This window comes from Campylobacter sp. RM16188 (genome assembly GCF_012978795.1).
In the GTDB taxonomy this organism is placed as follows: Bacteria; Campylobacterota; Campylobacteria; order Campylobacterales; family Campylobacteraceae; genus Campylobacter_A; species Campylobacter_A canis.
Map to the genome: position 1 here is coordinate 102,072 of NZ_LIWQ01000004.1, position 17,589 is coordinate 119,660.

21 protein-coding genes are annotated in these 17,589 nt (G+C 35.2%); 11 read left to right on the plus strand and 10 right to left on the minus strand.

Annotation, left to right across the window (positions count from 1 at the left end; translation table 11 throughout):
- The first annotated feature begins 17 nt into the window (after nucleotides 1-17).
- The gene (locus tag CDOM16188_RS03490; RefSeq protein WP_172198907.1) at nucleotides 18-428 is read left to right on the plus strand and encodes a hypothetical protein; all 411 of its coding nucleotides are present in this window, start codon (nucleotides 18-20) and stop codon (nucleotides 426-428) included.
- Between the two features lie 23 nt (nucleotides 429-451).
- Here the strand turns inward: CDOM16188_RS03490 and CDOM16188_RS03495 are convergent, their stop codons facing one another.
- The 10 genes from CDOM16188_RS03495 to CDOM16188_RS03540 all read right to left on the minus strand — a co-directional run bounded on the left by CDOM16188_RS03495 (nucleotide 452) and on the right by CDOM16188_RS03540 (nucleotide 7,426).
- A complete protein-coding gene (locus CDOM16188_RS03495; RefSeq protein WP_172198910.1) occupies nucleotides 452-1,690 on the minus strand; it encodes a type II toxin-antitoxin system HipA family toxin in 1,239 nt (412 codons plus the stop codon).
- An 11-nt stretch (nucleotides 1,691-1,701) separates the two neighbouring features.
- Nucleotides 1,702-2,325, minus strand: a complete 624-nt coding sequence (locus CDOM16188_RS03500) for a hypothetical protein (protein WP_172198913.1) — start codon at nucleotides 2,323-2,325, stop codon at nucleotides 1,702-1,704.
- Between the two features lie 9 nt (nucleotides 2,326-2,334).
- A complete protein-coding gene (locus CDOM16188_RS03505) occupies nucleotides 2,335-3,030 on the minus strand; it encodes a hypothetical protein (RefSeq protein WP_172198916.1) in 696 nt (231 codons plus the stop codon).
- A complete protein-coding gene (locus CDOM16188_RS03510; protein ID WP_172198919.1) occupies nucleotides 3,017-3,445 on the minus strand; it encodes a hypothetical protein in 429 nt (142 codons plus the stop codon). Before CDOM16188_RS03510 ends, CDOM16188_RS03505 begins: the two co-directional genes overlap by 14 nt.
- A 10-nt stretch (nucleotides 3,446-3,455) precedes the next feature.
- The gene (locus tag CDOM16188_RS03515) at nucleotides 3,456-4,283 is read right to left on the minus strand and encodes a hypothetical protein (RefSeq protein ID WP_172198922.1); all 828 of its coding nucleotides are present in this window, start codon (nucleotides 4,281-4,283) and stop codon (nucleotides 3,456-3,458) included.
- Between the two features lie 17 nt (nucleotides 4,284-4,300).
- Nucleotides 4,301-4,843: a hypothetical protein gene (locus CDOM16188_RS03520; protein ID WP_172198925.1), complete on the minus strand. Its 543-nt coding sequence runs from the start codon at nucleotides 4,841-4,843 to the stop codon at nucleotides 4,301-4,303.
- Between the two features lie 75 nt (nucleotides 4,844-4,918).
- The gene (locus CDOM16188_RS03525) at nucleotides 4,919-5,260 is read right to left on the minus strand and encodes a hypothetical protein (RefSeq protein WP_172198976.1); all 342 of its coding nucleotides are present in this window, start codon (nucleotides 5,258-5,260) and stop codon (nucleotides 4,919-4,921) included.
- The gene (locus tag CDOM16188_RS03530) at nucleotides 5,257-5,673 is read right to left on the minus strand and encodes a hypothetical protein (protein WP_172198979.1); all 417 of its coding nucleotides are present in this window, start codon (nucleotides 5,671-5,673) and stop codon (nucleotides 5,257-5,259) included. The genes CDOM16188_RS03525 and CDOM16188_RS03530 overlap by 4 nt, the downstream gene beginning before the upstream one ends.
- A 1-nt stretch (nucleotide 5,674) precedes the next feature.
- On the minus strand, nucleotides 5,675-6,418 hold the full coding sequence (locus CDOM16188_RS03535) for a hypothetical protein (RefSeq protein WP_172198982.1): 744 nt from the start codon (nucleotides 6,416-6,418) through the stop codon (nucleotides 5,675-5,677).
- Between the two features lie 12 nt (nucleotides 6,419-6,430).
- A complete protein-coding gene (locus tag CDOM16188_RS03540; protein WP_172198985.1) occupies nucleotides 6,431-7,426 on the minus strand; it encodes a cell envelope integrity protein TolA in 996 nt (331 codons plus the stop codon).
- A 157-nt stretch (nucleotides 7,427-7,583) separates the two neighbouring features.
- Between CDOM16188_RS03540 and CDOM16188_RS03545 the strand changes: the two genes are divergently transcribed.
- From CDOM16188_RS03545 to CDOM16188_RS03590, 10 genes are all read left to right on the plus strand, one after another.
- Nucleotides 7,584-8,114: a hypothetical protein gene (locus CDOM16188_RS03545; RefSeq protein WP_172198988.1), complete on the plus strand. Its 531-nt coding sequence runs from the start codon at nucleotides 7,584-7,586 to the stop codon at nucleotides 8,112-8,114.
- A gap of 62 nt (nucleotides 8,115-8,176) precedes the next feature.
- Nucleotides 8,177-9,004 carry a hypothetical protein gene (locus CDOM16188_RS03550; RefSeq protein ID WP_172198991.1) on the plus strand — a complete coding sequence of 276 codons (828 nt, stop codon included), beginning with the start codon at nucleotides 8,177-8,179 and terminating at the stop codon, nucleotides 9,002-9,004.
- Nucleotides 9,001-10,368 carry a hypothetical protein gene (locus tag CDOM16188_RS03555; RefSeq protein ID WP_172198994.1) on the plus strand — a complete coding sequence of 456 codons (1,368 nt, stop codon included), beginning with the start codon at nucleotides 9,001-9,003 and terminating at the stop codon, nucleotides 10,366-10,368. Before CDOM16188_RS03550 ends, CDOM16188_RS03555 begins: the two co-directional genes overlap by 4 nt.
- Complete coding sequence (locus CDOM16188_RS03560) at nucleotides 10,365-11,006, plus strand: hypothetical protein (protein WP_172198997.1); 642 nt, start codon at nucleotides 10,365-10,367, stop codon at nucleotides 11,004-11,006. The genes CDOM16188_RS03555 and CDOM16188_RS03560 overlap by 4 nt, the downstream gene beginning before the upstream one ends.
- Entirely contained in the window at nucleotides 10,985-11,734 is a 750-nt protein-coding gene (locus tag CDOM16188_RS03565; protein ID WP_172199000.1) for a hypothetical protein, read from the plus strand. Before CDOM16188_RS03560 ends, CDOM16188_RS03565 begins: the two co-directional genes overlap by 22 nt.
- The gene (locus CDOM16188_RS03570; RefSeq protein WP_172199003.1) at nucleotides 11,718-12,119 is read left to right on the plus strand and encodes a hypothetical protein; all 402 of its coding nucleotides are present in this window, start codon (nucleotides 11,718-11,720) and stop codon (nucleotides 12,117-12,119) included. The genes CDOM16188_RS03565 and CDOM16188_RS03570 overlap by 17 nt, the downstream gene beginning before the upstream one ends.
- Complete coding sequence (locus tag CDOM16188_RS03575) at nucleotides 12,116-13,042, plus strand: hypothetical protein (RefSeq protein WP_172199006.1); 927 nt, start codon at nucleotides 12,116-12,118, stop codon at nucleotides 13,040-13,042. Before CDOM16188_RS03570 ends, CDOM16188_RS03575 begins: the two co-directional genes overlap by 4 nt.
- Nucleotides 13,039-13,395, plus strand: coding sequence for a hypothetical protein (locus CDOM16188_RS03580; RefSeq protein WP_172199009.1), 357 nt, complete (start codon nucleotides 13,039-13,041; stop codon nucleotides 13,393-13,395). The genes CDOM16188_RS03575 and CDOM16188_RS03580 overlap by 4 nt, the downstream gene beginning before the upstream one ends.
- Nucleotides 13,382-14,614: a hypothetical protein gene (locus CDOM16188_RS03585; RefSeq protein WP_172199012.1), complete on the plus strand. Its 1,233-nt coding sequence runs from the start codon at nucleotides 13,382-13,384 to the stop codon at nucleotides 14,612-14,614. The genes CDOM16188_RS03580 and CDOM16188_RS03585 overlap by 14 nt, the downstream gene beginning before the upstream one ends.
- A complete protein-coding gene (locus CDOM16188_RS03590; RefSeq protein WP_172199015.1) occupies nucleotides 14,611-17,418 on the plus strand; it encodes a hypothetical protein in 2,808 nt (935 codons plus the stop codon). The genes CDOM16188_RS03585 and CDOM16188_RS03590 overlap by 4 nt, the downstream gene beginning before the upstream one ends.
- The last annotated feature ends 171 nt before the right edge of the window (nucleotides 17,419-17,589 follow it).

Sequence of the window (17,589 nt, forward strand, 5' to 3'; positions counted from 1 at the left end):
AATTAAAGGATTGAAATATGAATGATAATATAGAAACAATAAAAGAGATACTAAGAAATTTTATCGACAAAGAGATAAAGTATAAGGATGATTTTTTAGACTATATAGATTTTTTTATAGAAATTTGCAATATCTGTGAAAAAAACGCTGAAGGATTAAAAAGGGCTAGTTTGGACAGAGAAGGTTCTGACACTAACGTAGTCCATTGCTACAACGATATACTAAACAAAAGAATATCGTTCTTTGAAAATTTAAAAAAAGCCATCCATTCATCCCTGCTAGAAACTACCGGCAGAAGCATAGATGAAATCAGGTCTGTTATTGTAAGCAACAATCAAAACCCGGAAAAGCTTAGTAGGGATTTGAAAAACGTATCTTTTATTGCGATTGACACAATAGATAGTATGAAAAGAAATTTAGTTGCTTAATGCAAAATAGTATCAAGAGAATATTAACTCTTGATACCTAAGCAGCATTTGTTGTTGATAAAAATCTTTTTAGAGAAAGTGTTGGATATTAATTTTTCAGCCTTCTCAAAATCTTCGTGCATATAGTTATTTTTTAGCATCTTTAAGTTGTCTGAATTAACTCCATTGCTTTTCGCAATAGTTTCAAACTGCTCTCTGGCATTAAGCATATCCGATAAAATCTCTTTAAAATCTGAGCTGCTTACTTCAAAGAATTCTTTGATGGAATCAAATAGGTTTATGTCCGGTAAATTTTTATAATCTATAAAATTTAAAGCGTGATTTTGCTTGGAATAAGCTATGGTTTCAGGTGTTATATCAAAAGCGGGGGACAAGTTCCAACTCTTTGTGTCTTTATCATAAAGTATTCCGTGATTTCTTAGATGGTCGTCAGTATTTCCAAAAAGCCCGTTAAAGACCATTCGTCTAAAAAGCTCTTTTTTGTTCTTAGTATCTAGTAAAAAGGCTAAATCACAGTAGCTTTTACCCTCGCTACTAACGCCTTCTTTGACTCCTAGCATTGTCATAGCCGATTTAAACGGAATTCTTGCTCCCTCATCCCTGTCAAACCTTTTTACAAGCAATCCTGTGCCGTTTTTAACTTCAAATAGCTCGCTTTCACAGACATTTATCTTTGCTATCTTTGCAGCATCTAGCATAGTCTTTTCACATCTGCTTATCTGTCTGTATTCGTCCCTTATAGACGGAAATTTGGCAATGTATAAGCAATTATCTTTAATAACGCTAGCCTTTGGTCTAGCACCGCCAAGACTTCCGCTAGGTTCGATTAAATTTTTTAAATCTTCAGGAACGCTATCGCCTTTTTCTATATTTATGATAGAGGCTGAAAGCTCATTAAGTCTGGTAAGCTTTGGAATGTCTGACGTAGGCGAAACAAAAACATTATCAACCATCAGCCTTAATGAGCCTATCCTGAAATAATCACTCACTCCAAGCATATATTCGCTTGTAGTTAAGTTGCTTCCAGCTTTTCTATCCTGAATCAATCGCCCCCATCTATCCGGACTAATATCGCTAAAAGCACTCCAAAGCTCTTTAGATACAAATTCCTGTTTTATGAGTGGTAAATTGGGGTCTATTTCATATCCTGACGAAATCCAGCTATCGCAGTATTCAAAAAAGTAAGTTTCATTCCTGCCCTGAGATGATATTTTTAGAACTCCGATAGGTGTTTCGTTGCTCAGAACCCTTATATTTTTCATTATTTATCCTGCTAAAAAATGACCTTGTAATTTCCCAAAACAAATTTGTTTTCTTTGATGGTTATAAGGCTTGATTTAGGCATTTTGTCTTTTATCTCCACAATCTCTATAATCCACGCCTCTTTATCGTTTTTATACTCTTGTTTGTTGTATATGCGATATTTCTTGCCATCAAGCTTTATTTCATCGCCATCTTTAAAGCTTATTACGTTTTTATCGTCTGTTGCAACGTAGTTAAATGATTTTCTATCATTGACGTATTGCATATTGCTACCCTCTATTTCGATGACAGTAGCACCACTGTTGTTAAGCTTTATATTGCTGCCGCTTCTTACACTTATCAAATTTGAATAATCGGTTTTTTTGCCATACTCTACCAAAAGCTCTGTAAGCGTTAATTCGCTCATATCGCAATACTCTTTTGCTGTCCATAAGCCATTCTGGAAGTTCTTTTCCGCTTGAGTTCTCTTGTCTATAAATTCAGCCGCTTTAGCCTTCGATAGAAGCAAGCTAGTGAAGTTAAAAGCTTCGCATCCGCGCTCTTTTAAATCAGCCTTACCAAGCTCACCCTTTGTTGCGCATCCCGCCAAAAAAAGAGTAGCCACGACAAGACTTAAACCATAAAATTTTTTCATTTTAAATCCTTAATGTGAATTTTGTTTTTTATATACACGTAAAACATCCCCGACTAAAGGGATTTCTTTTTTAATCTGTCCAAGCAGATAGTCAAACCTCTCAAGACTATCCTTTTTATCCTCAGCTTCTTTTGCTCCCCAGCCTGCAAATTCTCTTAGCAGGTCTAGCATAAAAACAGAGTTGTATTCATCAATTTCGTATGACATCTGCTCAAGCTTATCGCTAAAATTATAAGGGTAATCAGCAATAAATCTTATGCTTTTTTCTGGATAGTTGGCAATATCTGAGAAATTCTTTAAAAAAATTTGTTTGGCGTTAGCGTCAAACAGGCTTTTTTCTTCCTCTATTCCAAAAAGCTCTTCGGTCAAATTTGCATTAAGCGACATTTTAAAAAAAGAGAAAAACATATAGGCAAGAGGCAGTGCCTCTACTGGTAAAAACAGCGGCTTTTCCTTTCCTTCAAATTCACTCTGAAGTTCTGCAATAACCAAAGCGGCTATTGCCGTATATAGCTTTTGATTTTCAATGTTTTGGCGATACGCCACAGCATCAAAAAATTCCTTGCCGCTACTGACGGCAGGGTTGTCTATGTCGGTTGTTGCATCGTATAAAATTTTTTTCAAACTCTCATAGTTTGGATTTTTTTTCAGAGTATCTATTATATACGTTGCGGCGACATCGCTTTTTTGCTTACTTTTTGCCAACGCTATTTCCGTAATGCTTCTTGAAAATTTCAATCAAGGCTACTGTATTACTCTCATAATAGCCGTCTATGCCTGTTGCAACTCTGTCTTTTCCCTCTTTGTCCAAATCAACAAAGAAGTATTTGGCAAGTTTGCCCTCATACCTTCCTCTTAGGATAAACTGCCTAACTTTAAAGTCCTTTGTCATTTCATCAATATTGTTGAAGAAATCGCCATCCGTGTTATCTTCAACAAAAACAACGCCCTTTTCTGTTCTTATATCTATATCCTTATGGTATGCAGAACCATAGTGCTTTTCAAAAAATTTAAGCTCATCGCCTTCCACATAAGGGATGCTGTCTTTTAATCTTTTCTCGTAATCGGCATCACGGTCTGTAATCATAACGTGCTGCGGTTGATTTAAATTTCTTCTCATCTCTTTTTCCTTATTTTTTTTCAGGAGTTTCGTATATTGAAACGTGCGGAACGCCCCTAATGCCTGTTTCGGCAAATACTATTTCTCTATAAGCTTTTAGCTTGTCAATAGGTAGTTTTTTGTCATTGTCTGAAATTTTGAAATCAGGATTATATAACTCATTCATAATCGCTATTTTTTCGGCATTAGTCTTTGCTTTTTTTGCTCTTTCTAGTATGATTTTTGATTTTATGTAAGCAGAATCTTGATGCACAGGGGCAAAATAGACTTTAACACTCATAGTTTTTAGCATCTCAGGCAGCTCTTCTTGCAAGTGCATACGGCAAAAAGGACATTCAGGGTCGCTAATTACTATTGCGTATTGTTTTGAAGCGGCATCTTCTGATGCAAAATCAAGACTATACTCCGATGGAATTTTGCTTGTTATGTCAAGCACTTTCTTGTCTAGCTCCAGCTCTTGTGCTTGAAATTTCTTGTTGTCTTTTAGTATAACCTCAAGCTTTTCCTTTATCTCAAGGCTGAGAGTATCATCTGCAATCAGCACTGAGCCGAAACCATTTATCATTGTTCCGTCAGAAGAGATAAAAATCGGCAACATACCTTCATCGGGGGTTACTATATTTGCCATTATCATATTTGAATTTTTAAGCTTTGAAAAATGACTTAATTTTACTCCATCCGGGAACTCTTTAAGGAGCGGTGCAAAATTCTTACTAAACTCCGCGCTGTTGCTTAAATTAAGAGCGTCAATATCTTTTTGTATGTCCTTAAGTTCCAAAGCAAAAGCTCCGGAGGCTAAAACAGCGATAGCTGCTACTGAAAAAATTTTTTGTTTCATTGTTTTTGTTCCTTTTTTTAAATTACAATCGAAAACGGACTAGGCTTTTCATAGTATGGAAGATACTCATAAGGATAGTTTCTTCCACCTGCACGATAAAAGTCATAAGTAAAGAAGTTATTTATCGTTACGTCTATCAAAAGACCGTATGTCCCGCTTAGAATTACTGCTAGTTGTATGGTTACGTAAATTGTTGTTTCTATCGCATTAAGAAAAATTCCCAGCGTAGTGTCAAAAAATAGGACAAGTGCCGATGATACAGCCAATATAACAACGTATGTCAAAACTAGCAAAAATATGGTCTTAATACTATATAGAGCATCGTCTTTCCAATCCGCTACTTTTACAGCTTTTACTAGAGAAAAGATTAGCTGAAGTCCAATAGTCATACAAAACCCGGAAATCATAACCCACTTGTCATTATCGACACTAGCATAGGTCATATCTATAAATGTCTTAAATAAAATCAGCATTTGCAAAGCAAACAAGATATGTATATGCAAAGGTCTGCCAAGAATTTTAAAATATAACAACACTCTTGGGTTTTCAAGAAAGTTCATCTTCTATCTCCTTTCTTTTTTTTTGAATTTTCAAAAATAATAACATCTTTTTTTTGCTTTCGCCATATAGTTTTATTAAGGCTTGTTAGAATTTTTTATATCAAGTATGTTCTTTTCTTGATTTAAGATATTAAGCGAATTGTTTAAAATTTTATAGTCTAAAATTTGAGGTGCATCACTTATTCTCTCCTGATAGTGGCTGCTTTCTCTTATTTTGAAAAGAGTTTGCGGCTCAAGCCTGCTAGATATTCCTTGAGTAACGGCTAGCACACCAAGCATATTGCGAGAACGAACCGTGTTGTCAAACAAAGATAATTTAGGATTCCTATAATTTCTACCCTTGTTATCAACTACATCTTTTGAATACGCGCAAGGAACTAATAAAAATAGCAAAATGACTGTTAATAAGCGTCTCATTTTTGTCCTTTCTTTTTTTTCTTGGTTGCCGGCTCACTAAATAAAAGCTCACTACTCATTGCTTCAATCCTAAGCATATTTTTTCTATTGTTATAGAATTTTTTTGTCATTTTTGAAAAAAAGCTAAATATAGTTCTGTCTGCGGCTCTGGTTATCTTGAAAGTAAAGTTAATATTGTCTTTTTTGTAACTATAAATCACAAAGCCCATAAAGCCTATTCCTATCCATAGCAAATACTGCTCTCCAAAATAATAAATCAAAAAAAGAGTGATTGCAGTAGCGACTAAAATTTTAAAAGAAAAAATATAAGCCCAGATGGAAGCCTTCCTGAAAAATTGCGTTTCTATTAAAAAGCGTCTTAAGGAATGCTCTTTTGATTCGGGGCGATTGTTTTTGTTTTTGTTCTCTGCCATTTTATACTCCCATAAAAATTCCAGACCAGATTGATTCCATATTTTTCCAGAAGCTGAAATCTACTCCTAGTTGAGCCGACACAAAAACTGAAGCTATGGACGAATGAATATAGCCAAAGACTACCAAAGTTAAAGAGAGAATAAGCCCCTTGTAAAGCCTATCAAAAGTATCGTCTGTATGCTGCTGTTGCTGCTCGCGCCGTATAACCATAAAAACGGGAGCTAATATACAAAACGGCGGATAAATCAAGAGAGCAAGCCATATAACCATCGTCATCATACCTATAACTACGATTGCTCCGCCGATAGCCTTTGCCGCTCCTGCATTCATAGTATTTGAAGTGATGGAATTTATTGTTGTAACGCCCTTAGCTCCCAAATCGCGCCATACAGTCCAAAAGCCTTTTCCATCTTCGGTTGCCGGAATTGTAAAACTTCCGTTATTTGGATTAAAATGTCCGTAGAATAGGGCAGTTCCATATTTCATAGAGTAAGACCTTACTCTAGGATGGTCGCCTACCGCAGTGTTCCACAAAAAAGCAAAAGCCAGAATAAAGAGCAAAATGGCAAATTGCAATCCAAACGTCTTTGCAAAAATTTCAATGTAGCTTTTCCCGGTTTGTTGCTTGCTATTAAACTCTCTTACATACGAGATAATGGGATAGATAAATATAATCATTGAAGCAAGCCCTGCTATTACAGCCGTAAATAAAATAGGCGCATCTATAATAGATATACTATTCATAATACTTAACTCCTACTGCATATCTCTTTCATATCTATACACAAAATTATTTCCTCCGAATCCGTCTTGAGTGATAATAATTTCAGCGAAGATTCTACCATTTTCTAGCTGTCCAATCTTTTTAATTTGCATATATGGAAATATAAAATCGCCTTCCACAAGTGTTTCTTGTTTATTTCTTGATGTTTTTACAATAGCATCATCAAAAAAATCAAGTTTAACATAATTTGATATAGGATATAACTTCTCAAAAGAATGCGGCGGAGTTGGAGGCAGCGATTCAACCGTTACTTTAATATCTAAAAAATCATTATGATTGCGAGGCTGCACAAATGAAATGTTTGAAATTCTAGCGTCTGTTCCGGCAATTCTATATTGATTATAGGCTTCTTGCCTGAAATTGTTAGCAATGATGGATGGAATGTCGGCATCCAAAATAAAAACAACGTCTTTATCGTTTTTAAATAGCGATGCTATTCTACGCTTCCAATTCGATGAATCTTCATCTTTTTGCACTTGAAGTTCGACTACGGCATTTGTTTGTGAAGCCGTTTCGGTGTTTTCCTTTTGCGCATTTGTTTTGAAGTCTTTTTCTATATTGCTAAAAATTTCATCTTTTCTTTTTTCTATATCTTCAAATTCTTTTGCAGCTTTTTCATTCATTGCTTCTTTGTTTTGTTGAGCTATCTGTTGTTTCTGAAGAGCCTCTTGCTTTTTTGTTAATTCCTCGTTGGATATTTCTTTTGGCGCAACTGCCGGCTCTGTTTTTGAGGCTTGAGTTGTTTCTGGAGCCGGTTCATCAAGATTTATTGTTGAAATTCCTAGAGCTGCTCCTATACCACTCGTTTTTAAAATAGCAAAAGCAGCCACCATTAAGAATAAAATAGTAACTATTAGTCCGCTTTTGCTCTTTTTTTTGGCGGGTCTTTGAGTGCCTCCATTTCTTCTTTTGCCGGATGGGTTTTCCATCGCACCTTCAAAATTTAACGTGTCATTATTTTCCGTCATATCCAATTCCTCGCTTTTGGCATATTTTACTGCATTATTATACATAAAAAAAAACAAAAAGTGCAATTTTTTATTACTTTTTTATAATACTCTATGTTTTTTATAAAAAAAATGTTAAAATGCTGTTTAAAATTTTTTATATAAAGGAGGAATGTAAATGGTCAAAGCGGCTACTACATATCAAACAAAAGAAGATATGCTCTTTTCGTTTAGTAAAGGAATTGCTAGAGCGGGAAGAACATTATTTGGCTTTCTAAGCGAACATAAAGGCTTGGTTCTTATTTTAGCTTTAATCGCCTTAACGGCTGTTGAGGCTTTTGCAGCAGGTGGTGGAGCTAATCCGGCAGGCGAAGGTTTGACAAAGCTTAACGAGGCGGGTAAGGGTGCAGAAACAACTGTAATCAAGACAATCCAAAATTGGAGATGGATTTTTGCCCTATTACCATTTGGATTGGGATTCTTTATGGCTTTCCGAATCAAAGGCTACTTGGAACAAAAAGACGAGCAAAGCAACGGGCAAACAGAGCCAAAAGCATCTCGTTACGGCAAAATATTTGCAAGCTTTATAGCAGGCATAGTGGTTTGTTTTATTCTATACGGTATTTTCGGTTCCGTTTTTGCAGGAAAGGAATTTATGCAAATGTGGGATTACCTAGTTATGGACTTCTGGAAGCAGCTAGTTCAATAATTTTAACCTTGATATTTAAAATTTTTAGAGAGGGCAACCTCTCTATATCATTAGGACAAAAAATGGAAATAGCAAAAAAAATCATCCCAGCCTTGTTTTGTGGCATCTTGTTCTCAACTCAAGCTTTAGCCGAAATAGACGAACAGACATACATAAGAATTGCCGAAGGCGTATTGGCAAAAAACAGAATTTCCCCTGACGACATCATAATAGTAAGCGTTAAACCGCTTCCTGCAAATGAAACTATTTTGCAGATAGGCTACAAGAGCAAAAACACTAACGAAATCAATATTGTATATGCCGTGAGTGATGATTCTGTGATTATCGGTGGCGACCTCATACAAAATGGAAGTCAAAACACTACTTTTGACGAGGCACTACTTTTAAGAGGAAAGATGAATATAGTTCCTTCTCAGGCTTTAAATGAACTAAAAAAATATGCTATCCCTATAATAGACAAGGCAAATGCTGATAAAGACAATCTATATATTGTCATTAGCCCAAACAGCAAGGACTTCAACTATATATTTTTTAAAGACGGTTATAAAAATTTAATACAAAAATACAATCTATTTTTGATTCCTGTAAATCTTGATGACAGCGTTCTATTAAGAACTTCTCAACTTGTCAAAGATAAATTAAGCATCCAAGATATAAACAATATTGTAAATTTGAAAACGACTCAGCCTTTATCCGATAACAAAATAGACTTTTTAAAGGCGGTTAAAAATATTTTAATTGGTATAAAAACCATAAATGGTGATGAGATTAACGGGCTAGAGCCTATTTATTTTATAAGAGATGAAAGAATAAATCCAAACTATCTGCTAGCAATCGAAGAAGGAGAGAAAAGCAAGGTAGAGGGTGAAAAAGGGGACTTAAAAAAATGAAAAAATCTTTTATAGCAGCTACACTTCTTGCTTCAGTATCCGCATTTGGTTATTTTAATGGAAATGAAGAGTATCATATTATAAGCAACCCGGGATATGAGCAAGTTACTAGCTATGAGTATTATAAAGAGGGAATTAAAGATACCATATCTCAAATTAATAATGAACTTTCAACAGGAATTGAAAATGGCTCGAAAGTTCTTGGTCTGGATGGTAAATTTTTAGTTCTTAGAGATGTAACAAATAGTAGCCTTTATGAAATCATATTTTTAAAGAGCATTAGCTCACACGTGCTTTCAGATTTGCCTATTATTATAAAAAATCCCGACAATAGATACTTTATCTTATATGGAAGCTTTAGCTTTGAAAACCAAGCTGATGAGCTAATTGATAAGCTAAGAGCCTATAATGCGGGCGCAATTAAGCTGAAAAATACAAATTTAGACTACACTCATTTTAATTTGCTACAAAAAAATATTGAATTAAACGCTATTGAAACAATTAAAAATACCCCCGTAAAAGTTGTTACAATAGAAAAAATAAGATACATTGACGGCAAAGAGCCTCTTGCTCAAGGACAAATGATAGGGCTTGAAACAGGTGTGAATATTAAAACACAAAGTATAACAACTTCACCTAAAATCAAGTCTAAAAAAACTCAACAGAAAAAACAACCCGCCAAGACAACATCTAAAACTAAAGATACGCAAGCGGATTGTCTTGTAAGTGCAATTTATAATATTAAAAAATACGGACTTTTCAACCTAGAAACATTGCAATTTAAATATAACGACCAAATTTACAACAAGGGCGATATTTTCAAGCATACAAATTGTAGCTTCGAGCTTACTAAAATTTACAAAAAAGGCACTCAGTTTATAGTCCAATTCGATGACTATTCAACCAAAAAATTGATAGCAAGAATTAAATATCCAAAAGAGGGCTTTATGTCGATAGACGAGCTATTTTATAATCCTGATATTACCGCTAATACGAAAATAGCTTCAGGAACAAAAAGCAATAGCAGCGTAACAAAAATTAAAGCTCCTGAAAAAGAAGCTATCAACGTAGTTCAACAAGCTCCGGCTGAACAGGCAAAACAATCTGCATCAAGAACATCTACTATTAATTCCAGCAGTGCGCTTGAAACAATGGAGTGCAATTTTGAACAACTTACAGGAATCAGAACTCAGTTGATTAAAAAACAGGACGGAACTTACAAGAGTGAGCCTGTTTATGATTTCTACAAGAATAAGCATCTTAAGGTTGATGTGCATTTTGAAGGAAATAATGCGATAGTGTCAGCAATAGGCGGTCAGCCTATGGTAATTGGAAAAGATAAATTTTTAAAGAATTGCAAATGAACTCTTTTTTTATTTTGATTAGCGAATCCTTAATTGCCAGCCATAGCAATCACGAGCTTAATCAAAAAGTGGTAATTTTTGATATGAAAATTCCACTAAACGTCAAGCAAACAGAAGAGCCGGGAATTTATCAAAACAACACAAAGCTTTCTGACAATGAAGTTTTTAAAGAAATTTTAAAAACAAGAGAGGAAGCTCTTGCGAATGGATATGAAAAAGTTTATTTTTTGGTGGGCTTTGATGTAGATTTACAAGGTGAATATATGGCTAGCGTTCTAAGAGAAGAGCTTTTAGAAAACGGAATAGATGATGATTCTATTTTTAGAATGCCTTTTGTTGAAGATGAATATATTATGCTTCAAGAATTTAGACCCGTTGAAGATTTTATCAACTACAAAGGGCTTGAGGCGGATTTTAGTGCAGCCATCAAAAGACATAACAAGAGCAACAATGACAATTTGCCTTTTATGAGTTTTAGAAAGCTAATGAGTTTAAAAATTTTAAGTGAGAAGAAAGATAGCACCTTTCAAATCATAAACAACGAAGGCAACAGCACTTTTACTTATATCATTAATAGAATAAATAACAATAAAACTAGCGCAGGAACGATTTACAAATGGGTAACGATGGTGGAATAACTAAAGAGTATTATTTTAGAGAGATACTTTCAAACAGAATAGTATATATTCCTCTTTGGCAAAATATCTCTGCGTTGGATATGACGATTGAAGAGGATGGCGAGGAATGGTTTTTTCAAGGGAAATATGAATTTGATAGAGTAGCTCTTGATAAAATATCAAGTCTAAGCGGTCTGCATAAATTTTTATATCTAGGCGGGGACTTCATCGCTGTCTTTTTATTGGGATTACTTTGTCTGTTTGTTGTTTCTCAAAACGGCTTCGTCCTTAATCATATATCGCTTTTTGGTATATTTACGGCTATTTGCTATATCTTACTTTACGGCTTTGGCTACAAAAAGATTTTTGCTTTCGGAATGTTTATCAATTTTCTTTTTACCATCTTTTTCATATTTAAAACTACCGGAATAAAAGGGCTTTCTGGCAGTCTTGTCTTATATGTTGCCCTATACTTTCTTCTTTCAGTTGTTATTCCTGTTATAACGACAAAAATAGGGTATATAAAAAAACCTAAAAATGAGAATGGTGAAGATAGAGTGTTTTGGTTTAGCCCAAAAGACAGAAAAGGAATTTTAGTAGTAGCTTATAAAGAGGATATTTGCTCTGAAGAAGCTATAAATAAAATGAAAGCTAAAAGAGAGCAGCAGCGCATACAAAGAGAAAGACGTAAAGCTCAACAAATGAAAAAAAACAGTAAAAAGGATGAATATAATGATTACTATGAATAAAACTTTTTTGACACTAGGCTTAACGGCAACTTTGCTTTTTGGCTCTGATGTTTTTGAAAAAAGAACAATTACGGAATATACCTTGCCGCTACAAGAGATAAACAAGATAAAAAGCTCTGAATTTGATGCGAGCAGCTTAAGCTCAAAAGTGTCTAAATTTGAGAAAACATCAAAAGTAGAATCATCAATCAAGGCTAATTCAGAAGATATTTTACGCGGTGAAAGCATCTTTGTTTTTGGTGCAAATATAAAGCAAGACAGACTAAAAGCTCACAATGAACTTTTGGATGTTGTTTTGCAAAACGCAAAATATATTGAAGGTATTGATGAAAAAGAAGTTAAATTTTTAATAAATCTTCTAAAAATTGAAGAAGGCAAGAAATGAAAAAAAGTATTGTATTGGCACTAATTTTATTTTCGGCACAAAATATTTTTGCGGTAGATACAGACTCTGCATTCTTTCAGCAGCAGCAACCGCAGCAATATGACGCAGAAGGCAAACCTATACCTATTTTGGGGCTATCTTATCCTCACGAAACAAAGCAAGATAGGTTAAAATTTTCAAACCCTCAAATCTTGAAGGATAGATTTGAACTAAATATGAACGAGAATTTTTCAAAAAATGTTTTAGGGAAAAAAGACAGATACTCTAAGATAGTAACTGAAACTATTGACTTAAATTTTTTGATAGAAGCTAGCGTAAGACAGCTAAAAAATACCGATGTTTTATATATTCATCCTCATTTTTTAACCTCTATCAACTTCCCGGAAGGCACTGAAATTTTATATGTAAAATCATCTGTCAATATGGACACTTTCAATTTTGCTCAAAATTTATTAATGATTCAGCCATCTAAAGATTTTGTCAATGGAAATATCCTAGTAACCTTTAGAGATACCCAAAGGACATACTATACAAACATTATCATCCAAAAATACAATCAAGTCGTGTATAAGGATGAGTATTTTAATAGATACGTAATTGATGATAACTATTTATCTTTAAACTATCGCTATGTTCGAGATATAAAATTTAGTCCTCTTGAAGTCTTAAAAAGATATTTTACTTTAAACGGCGACAATATGATAAAAGCGTTTAAAAAAGATGGCGACTACGATGTTATTTTGATTAACGGAGTAAGTTTTTACATCACTCGTGATTCTGCTTTTGGACAAGTGGATTATCAAAATTTACGTTTTAACGTATCTCAAAACTATAATTATGGCGATAGAAGCCTACTCAACAAAAATATAGAAGCAAGCAATCAATTCTATCCAAGCACGGAATACAAAGGAAAATCAAAATGATAAAAAATACTATTCTTGGCTGCTTTGCTGTGGTCTTTTTAACAGGTTGTGGTGCAAAAGTTTATCACGAAAACCAAGTGTTTGGGAAAGGTGTTAATAGCGGCTATGTCTTTGATACAATAGACAAAGATAGAGCCATTGTTTATAAGATACAAAAAAATAATGCCGATTTTTTCAACTATAAGCTAAATTGGGGTGTAGAAAAAATGCACTCTTTGCTTGCTGAAAAAAAGAGCTTTGATGTAAAACACACAAACGAAAATCTTACCAATCCTACTATCATACAAGAAAATGCAGGGAAAAAAGATATATTCGGTGATATAGCGAGGGATTTTAAGTATGGCAACAAATAAAAATTTTACAACAACAGCGGCAATAATCGCATTGATTGGCTCTAGCCTTGTAGCAAACGGGCAAGAGGGAAGTTTGGATTATGAGAGCAAAAAGAACACAGGCAAAACAAGCTTTGAAACAAGAGCTTATGAGCAATCAAGCCTGATAGACTTAGAAAACCAAAAGAGAGATGAAGGGCAGTTCAACTATCCTGAAGTTGTATATGAACACTACAAAGCCTATCAACGTATGCCCAGACTTAACGGTAATACCAATGGAGCGAGAGTTGAAGCGGGATATGATTTCTACACTCAAACTCTCAACGCCCAACAACAAGCCAAAGCTTTGCAAGCCAAACAAGAACAAAAGTCTTTGGAAGAAGCAAAGAAGCCTGACATAAGATATTTACAGGCGTATTGCACGCTCAGAAATGAAACGCAAATCGAAAGAGTTGCCGGCTACGCAACCCTATCTTGCGATTTTATGGATTACGGACAAGGAAAGCTAGCGGTAACTTTAACGCCTGACTTTTTCTCTCAAGCTCTTATTGCTACGCCGCTTTACGTTCAATTTGGTAATAAAAAGTTGCTAGTCCAAGAAGGCGTTGTGCTTAATGGCATAGGAACATCAATCAACGTAGCATCAACGGTTAATGACTATAAAATTCAAAAAATCTTAGCGGCGACAGGTATTGCTACCGCTAATTCGGCAACTAAATTTGCACAGCAATATCTTGACGCTCTTGCTCAATCAAGACAAAAACAAACGGGCGGCGATGTTATAGTTGGTAGCGGAGGAACGATAATAACGCCTACTAAAACAGAAACTGAAAAACCTAATAAAAGCGATTATATCACAGGTGCTGCAATCGAAATGGTTAGCAATATAGTTGGCATCGTGGGAAATGCTTATCTTGATAGCATACCTTATACTTTTAGAATCCAAAAAGACACTATACTTTTTGCAGATTTGCAAGTTGATTTCAAGAAAGATGGTATGAGAGGTATTGATTTTACTCCTGAGAATATGATTCAAAACGATGAGCCTAGATTTAAAATCAATACGTCCATTATGAATGAGGCAAGTCAAACAGATAGAACTACCGCAAAGCAAGTTCCTATAAGTGAAAAAGACGATGTTCGCTCTCAAGGCAATATCATTCCGCAGCCTAGACCTATTTTACCACATCAAATGCCTATAACAACAATGCCTCCTCAACCTGAAGGAGCAATCAGATGATACGAAAAATTCTTGCGCTAATTGCCCTTTGCGGCATTGCGTGGGGAACTTGCGGAACGGGTCTTTATAAAAAAGACAATAACAGCTATGGAACTTTGGGTAGGCTTTTTGACTTTCAATACTCTTTTAATGCCGCAAACGCCGAAGCCAAAAGGAAATTTTATAGTGGCTTTAAATGTGTGGAAAGACCCAACCAGAAAGATGATGATTCTGTCTATTTGACGCACATAGACTTTAGCACGGGCGCATACACTTGTGAATATGTGCTTGGAAATAGTGAGTCTATTGATGAGCAAGCTCAAGCTAAAGATAAAATTTCGCCTGAAAACGTAATGCTTCAACATCAGCATTACGCAGAAACCAGAGTAAATCATAGCTGCAAAGAGGGTTATGAGGGAATTGTGGATGATGCCTATAACATTCAAGTAAATCCTGCAAGATTGGAAAACAAGGCTAGGGTAACTGATTATATAGGTAATATAGCCACTAAAATAACAAAAGAAACCTCTCATTTTGGCGGATTTTGGACTTCAATAGACATCGAGCATCCCGAAGTAAGAATAAACTTTGCCGAACCCAAAATAAAAATAGAAGACATTAGAAGTTCAATAAAAGACATTGGCGTAACGGATTTTACTTCAAAGAAACTATATGAAGAAATGTATGCAAAACCAAACGCAAATCCTACTGTTTCTGAATTTTTTAGCGCAGCAGTAACCCTTGATGCCGATTATTTTAAAAGCCAAGCGGCAATTAATCCCGCAACGGGTAGCGCAAATTTTAAAGACGCTATTGAATTTACAAAATCTGATAATAATTGGATTCTTAACGGTATCAATACGGTCGGAGAGTTCTTCGGCAAAGATTTAGGTATAAAAAAAGCCGTTCCCGTAAGCCCTACTCAGGATTTACTAGACGGCAAGGTATGGGGATTTTATATAGCTTTTATTGAAAATATGCGTATCGCGGAACACAGCATTGTTTTAATGCTATTTTTTGCAGGCTTTGTTGGCTTTTCCGCTCAAAAATTGGTTCAAGCAGGTTACAACCATTGGGGCGACCAAGACAGCAAGACGGACATTGGCTGGAAAAAGATGACGATAGCTCCTATTACCACTGTTATCTTATTTCTTGCTCCGATAGTCCCTACCGGCTTAACGATTAACGATTCTTTCATAAAGCCCGAAGGTGAAAAAGTCCAAGCAGGTATTGTTTTAAACGGCGGTGGAGTAGGTGCGCCGTCTAATAGGGATGGCGAAAGAATGAGAGAAACAACCCTCATCCAAACAGCTATACAATATTTTGTTCATTGGGGAGTTTTAGCCGGTAACACTCTTGCTGATTATGCCCTTTATCCATATCTAAACTATATACAAATCTCAAAAGGCGGTGTTGTTGCAGATACGGCGGAAGCATACGACCAAGTCTTTAAAAAGAACAAACAAGACTTCTTAGTCTTACAAAGAGAGGTTGAATTTTACTCTATTTTTTGTAAGCCTCTTTATGGCGAAGCAAATAATAAAGGAATTTTGATTGATAATATGCTTTCCGGACTTCCTCCATTAACTCTTCCAAAGCTAACAGAAAAAAGTAGCGATAGGGCTAAAACACTAAACACAATAAGTCATTTAGGAGCAACAACCATTTCCGCTGAGCTTTGTGCAAAGATGGAGAGCAATATATATGAACACTCACAATCGGCTGTTGCCGGTTTTTTATATACGGATAAAGCCCTGCAAGCCACAAGAGCAAAGCTTGGTCTTGAAAAAACCGGCGAGGCAAAAGATGGTGAAAAGGTATTAACAATTCAAAACTTTGTTAAACGTTTAGCGCACACCCAAGAGATTGCCGGATGGAATTTTTCCGCCATAGTTCCTATCTCATACACTTTTTATAAAGCCGATATGCTTGGAGATACGCTAAGCTCGCAAAAGAAAGCTGCAAGAAGCTATGTGGGTGCGGCTAGTGCAAGAGAAAACAGGGTAACGTCAAACAATCCGGAAGATGATTCTCAATCCCTAATGGGCGAAAGCGCAGGCGAAACGGACGGCTTTATTCATAGCAGTATGGTTATGACGACATATTTTATGTTTCCGGGTTTTAAAAATGTGTTTGATATGATTTCCGGCACTTTTAACAATGCGGTTGATAAAATAGTAGAGATTTTATACGCTCCGATAGGAGGAGATAAAAATATTGTATCTAGGATGCTTAAATTTACTACTGTTGCTGTTGTCGGTGCGGCAAAAGCGGTAGGCGCAATACTCTCTCTCTTTGCCGCCGTTTTCATCTATGATTTTATGTTGGAGGCAATAAGTTTGGTATCTGTTGCAATGATGGCTATTTTTAGAATTGCCTTTTACTATGTTGAAGTGTTAATATTTTTTGTCGCATCTCCGGCTGTCGTTATCTGGGCGGTGGTAAGCAAAAAAAGCGAAGTTATTTGGCACTATATAGGCAAAGCGGCGGTATTAACTATTACCCCCTTACTAATAGTCTTAAGCTGCTATCTATTTATCTTTACGGTTGAGATAGTAAATTCCTTGTATGCTCTGATTTCAGGTCTGATTGAGGCTATTTTTATTACAGAGGAAGCATCTATAACCCAAACACTTCAAGTAACTATGGCTTTAGCGATAGGCTTTACTCTGATGAAGGTAATATATATTCTGATAGGTTATATAATCATTATAAGATTTAATGCTTGGTTCTTGCAAACAATAGGTGTTAAAGAAAGCGTAATGGAAGAAACAACCCAAAGGCTTACCGATAAGACTTCAGGCTTGTATTCTCCAATTAAATAAGAGATAAAAAGGATAATAATGGAGCAGATGAATTTATCGCAAGAAGAAATAAGGGCTTTATTTATCAGCCTCTTAATTTTTATTACGATGACGGTAGCCATAATTTATATTTCTATAAAATTTCTTAGATTTTTAGAAATTAAAATAAAAATTATGAGAATACGTAAAATT

Excerpts from the sequence above, each read along its gene's own strand:
- CDOM16188_RS03515 (WP_172198922.1), bottom strand. The coding sequence starts at position 4,283 with ATGAAACAAAAAATTTTTTCAGTAGCAGCTATCGCTGTTTTAGCCTCC.
- CDOM16188_RS03555 (WP_172198994.1), top strand. The coding sequence starts at position 9,001 with ATGAAAAAATCTTTTATAGCAGCTACACTTCTTGCTTCAGTATCCGCA.
- CDOM16188_RS03550 (WP_172198991.1), top strand. The coding sequence starts at position 8,177 with ATGGAAATAGCAAAAAAAATCATCCCAGCCTTGTTTTGTGGCATCTTG.
- CDOM16188_RS03580 (WP_172199009.1), top strand. The coding sequence starts at position 13,039 with ATGATAAAAAATACTATTCTTGGCTGCTTTGCTGTGGTCTTTTTAACA.
- CDOM16188_RS03570 (WP_172199003.1), top strand. The coding sequence starts at position 11,718 with ATGATTACTATGAATAAAACTTTTTTGACACTAGGCTTAACGGCAACT.
- CDOM16188_RS03510 (WP_172198919.1), bottom strand. The coding sequence starts at position 3,445 with ATGAGAAGAAATTTAAATCAACCGCAGCACGTTATGATTACAGACCGT.
- CDOM16188_RS03490 (WP_172198907.1), top strand. The coding sequence starts at position 18 with ATGAATGATAATATAGAAACAATAAAAGAGATACTAAGAAATTTTATC.
- CDOM16188_RS03520 (WP_172198925.1), bottom strand. The coding sequence starts at position 4,843 with ATGAACTTTCTTGAAAACCCAAGAGTGTTGTTATATTTTAAAATTCTT.
- CDOM16188_RS03545 (WP_172198988.1), top strand. The coding sequence starts at position 7,584 with ATGGTCAAAGCGGCTACTACATATCAAACAAAAGAAGATATGCTCTTT.
- CDOM16188_RS03495 (WP_172198910.1), bottom strand. The coding sequence starts at position 1,690 with ATGAAAAATATAAGGGTTCTGAGCAACGAAACACCTATCGGAGTTCTA.
- CDOM16188_RS03540 (WP_172198985.1), bottom strand. The coding sequence starts at position 7,426 with ATGACGGAAAATAATGACACGTTAAATTTTGAAGGTGCGATGGAAAAC.
- CDOM16188_RS03535 (WP_172198982.1), bottom strand. The coding sequence starts at position 6,418 with ATGAATAGTATATCTATTATAGATGCGCCTATTTTATTTACGGCTGTA.
- CDOM16188_RS03575 (WP_172199006.1), top strand. The coding sequence starts at position 12,116 with ATGAAAAAAAGTATTGTATTGGCACTAATTTTATTTTCGGCACAAAAT.
- CDOM16188_RS03500 (WP_172198913.1), bottom strand. The coding sequence starts at position 2,325 with ATGAAAAAATTTTATGGTTTAAGTCTTGTCGTGGCTACTCTTTTTTTG.
- CDOM16188_RS03530 (WP_172198979.1), bottom strand. The coding sequence starts at position 5,673 with ATGGCAGAGAACAAAAACAAAAACAATCGCCCCGAATCAAAAGAGCAT.
- CDOM16188_RS03585 (WP_172199012.1), top strand. The coding sequence starts at position 13,382 with ATGGCAACAAATAAAAATTTTACAACAACAGCGGCAATAATCGCATTG.
- CDOM16188_RS03525 (WP_172198976.1), bottom strand. The coding sequence starts at position 5,260 with ATGAGACGCTTATTAACAGTCATTTTGCTATTTTTATTAGTTCCTTGC.
- CDOM16188_RS03565 (WP_172199000.1), top strand. The coding sequence starts at position 10,985 with ATGGGTAACGATGGTGGAATAACTAAAGAGTATTATTTTAGAGAGATA.
- CDOM16188_RS03590 (WP_172199015.1), top strand. The coding sequence starts at position 14,611 with ATGATACGAAAAATTCTTGCGCTAATTGCCCTTTGCGGCATTGCGTGG.
- CDOM16188_RS03560 (WP_172198997.1), top strand. The coding sequence starts at position 10,365 with ATGAACTCTTTTTTTATTTTGATTAGCGAATCCTTAATTGCCAGCCAT.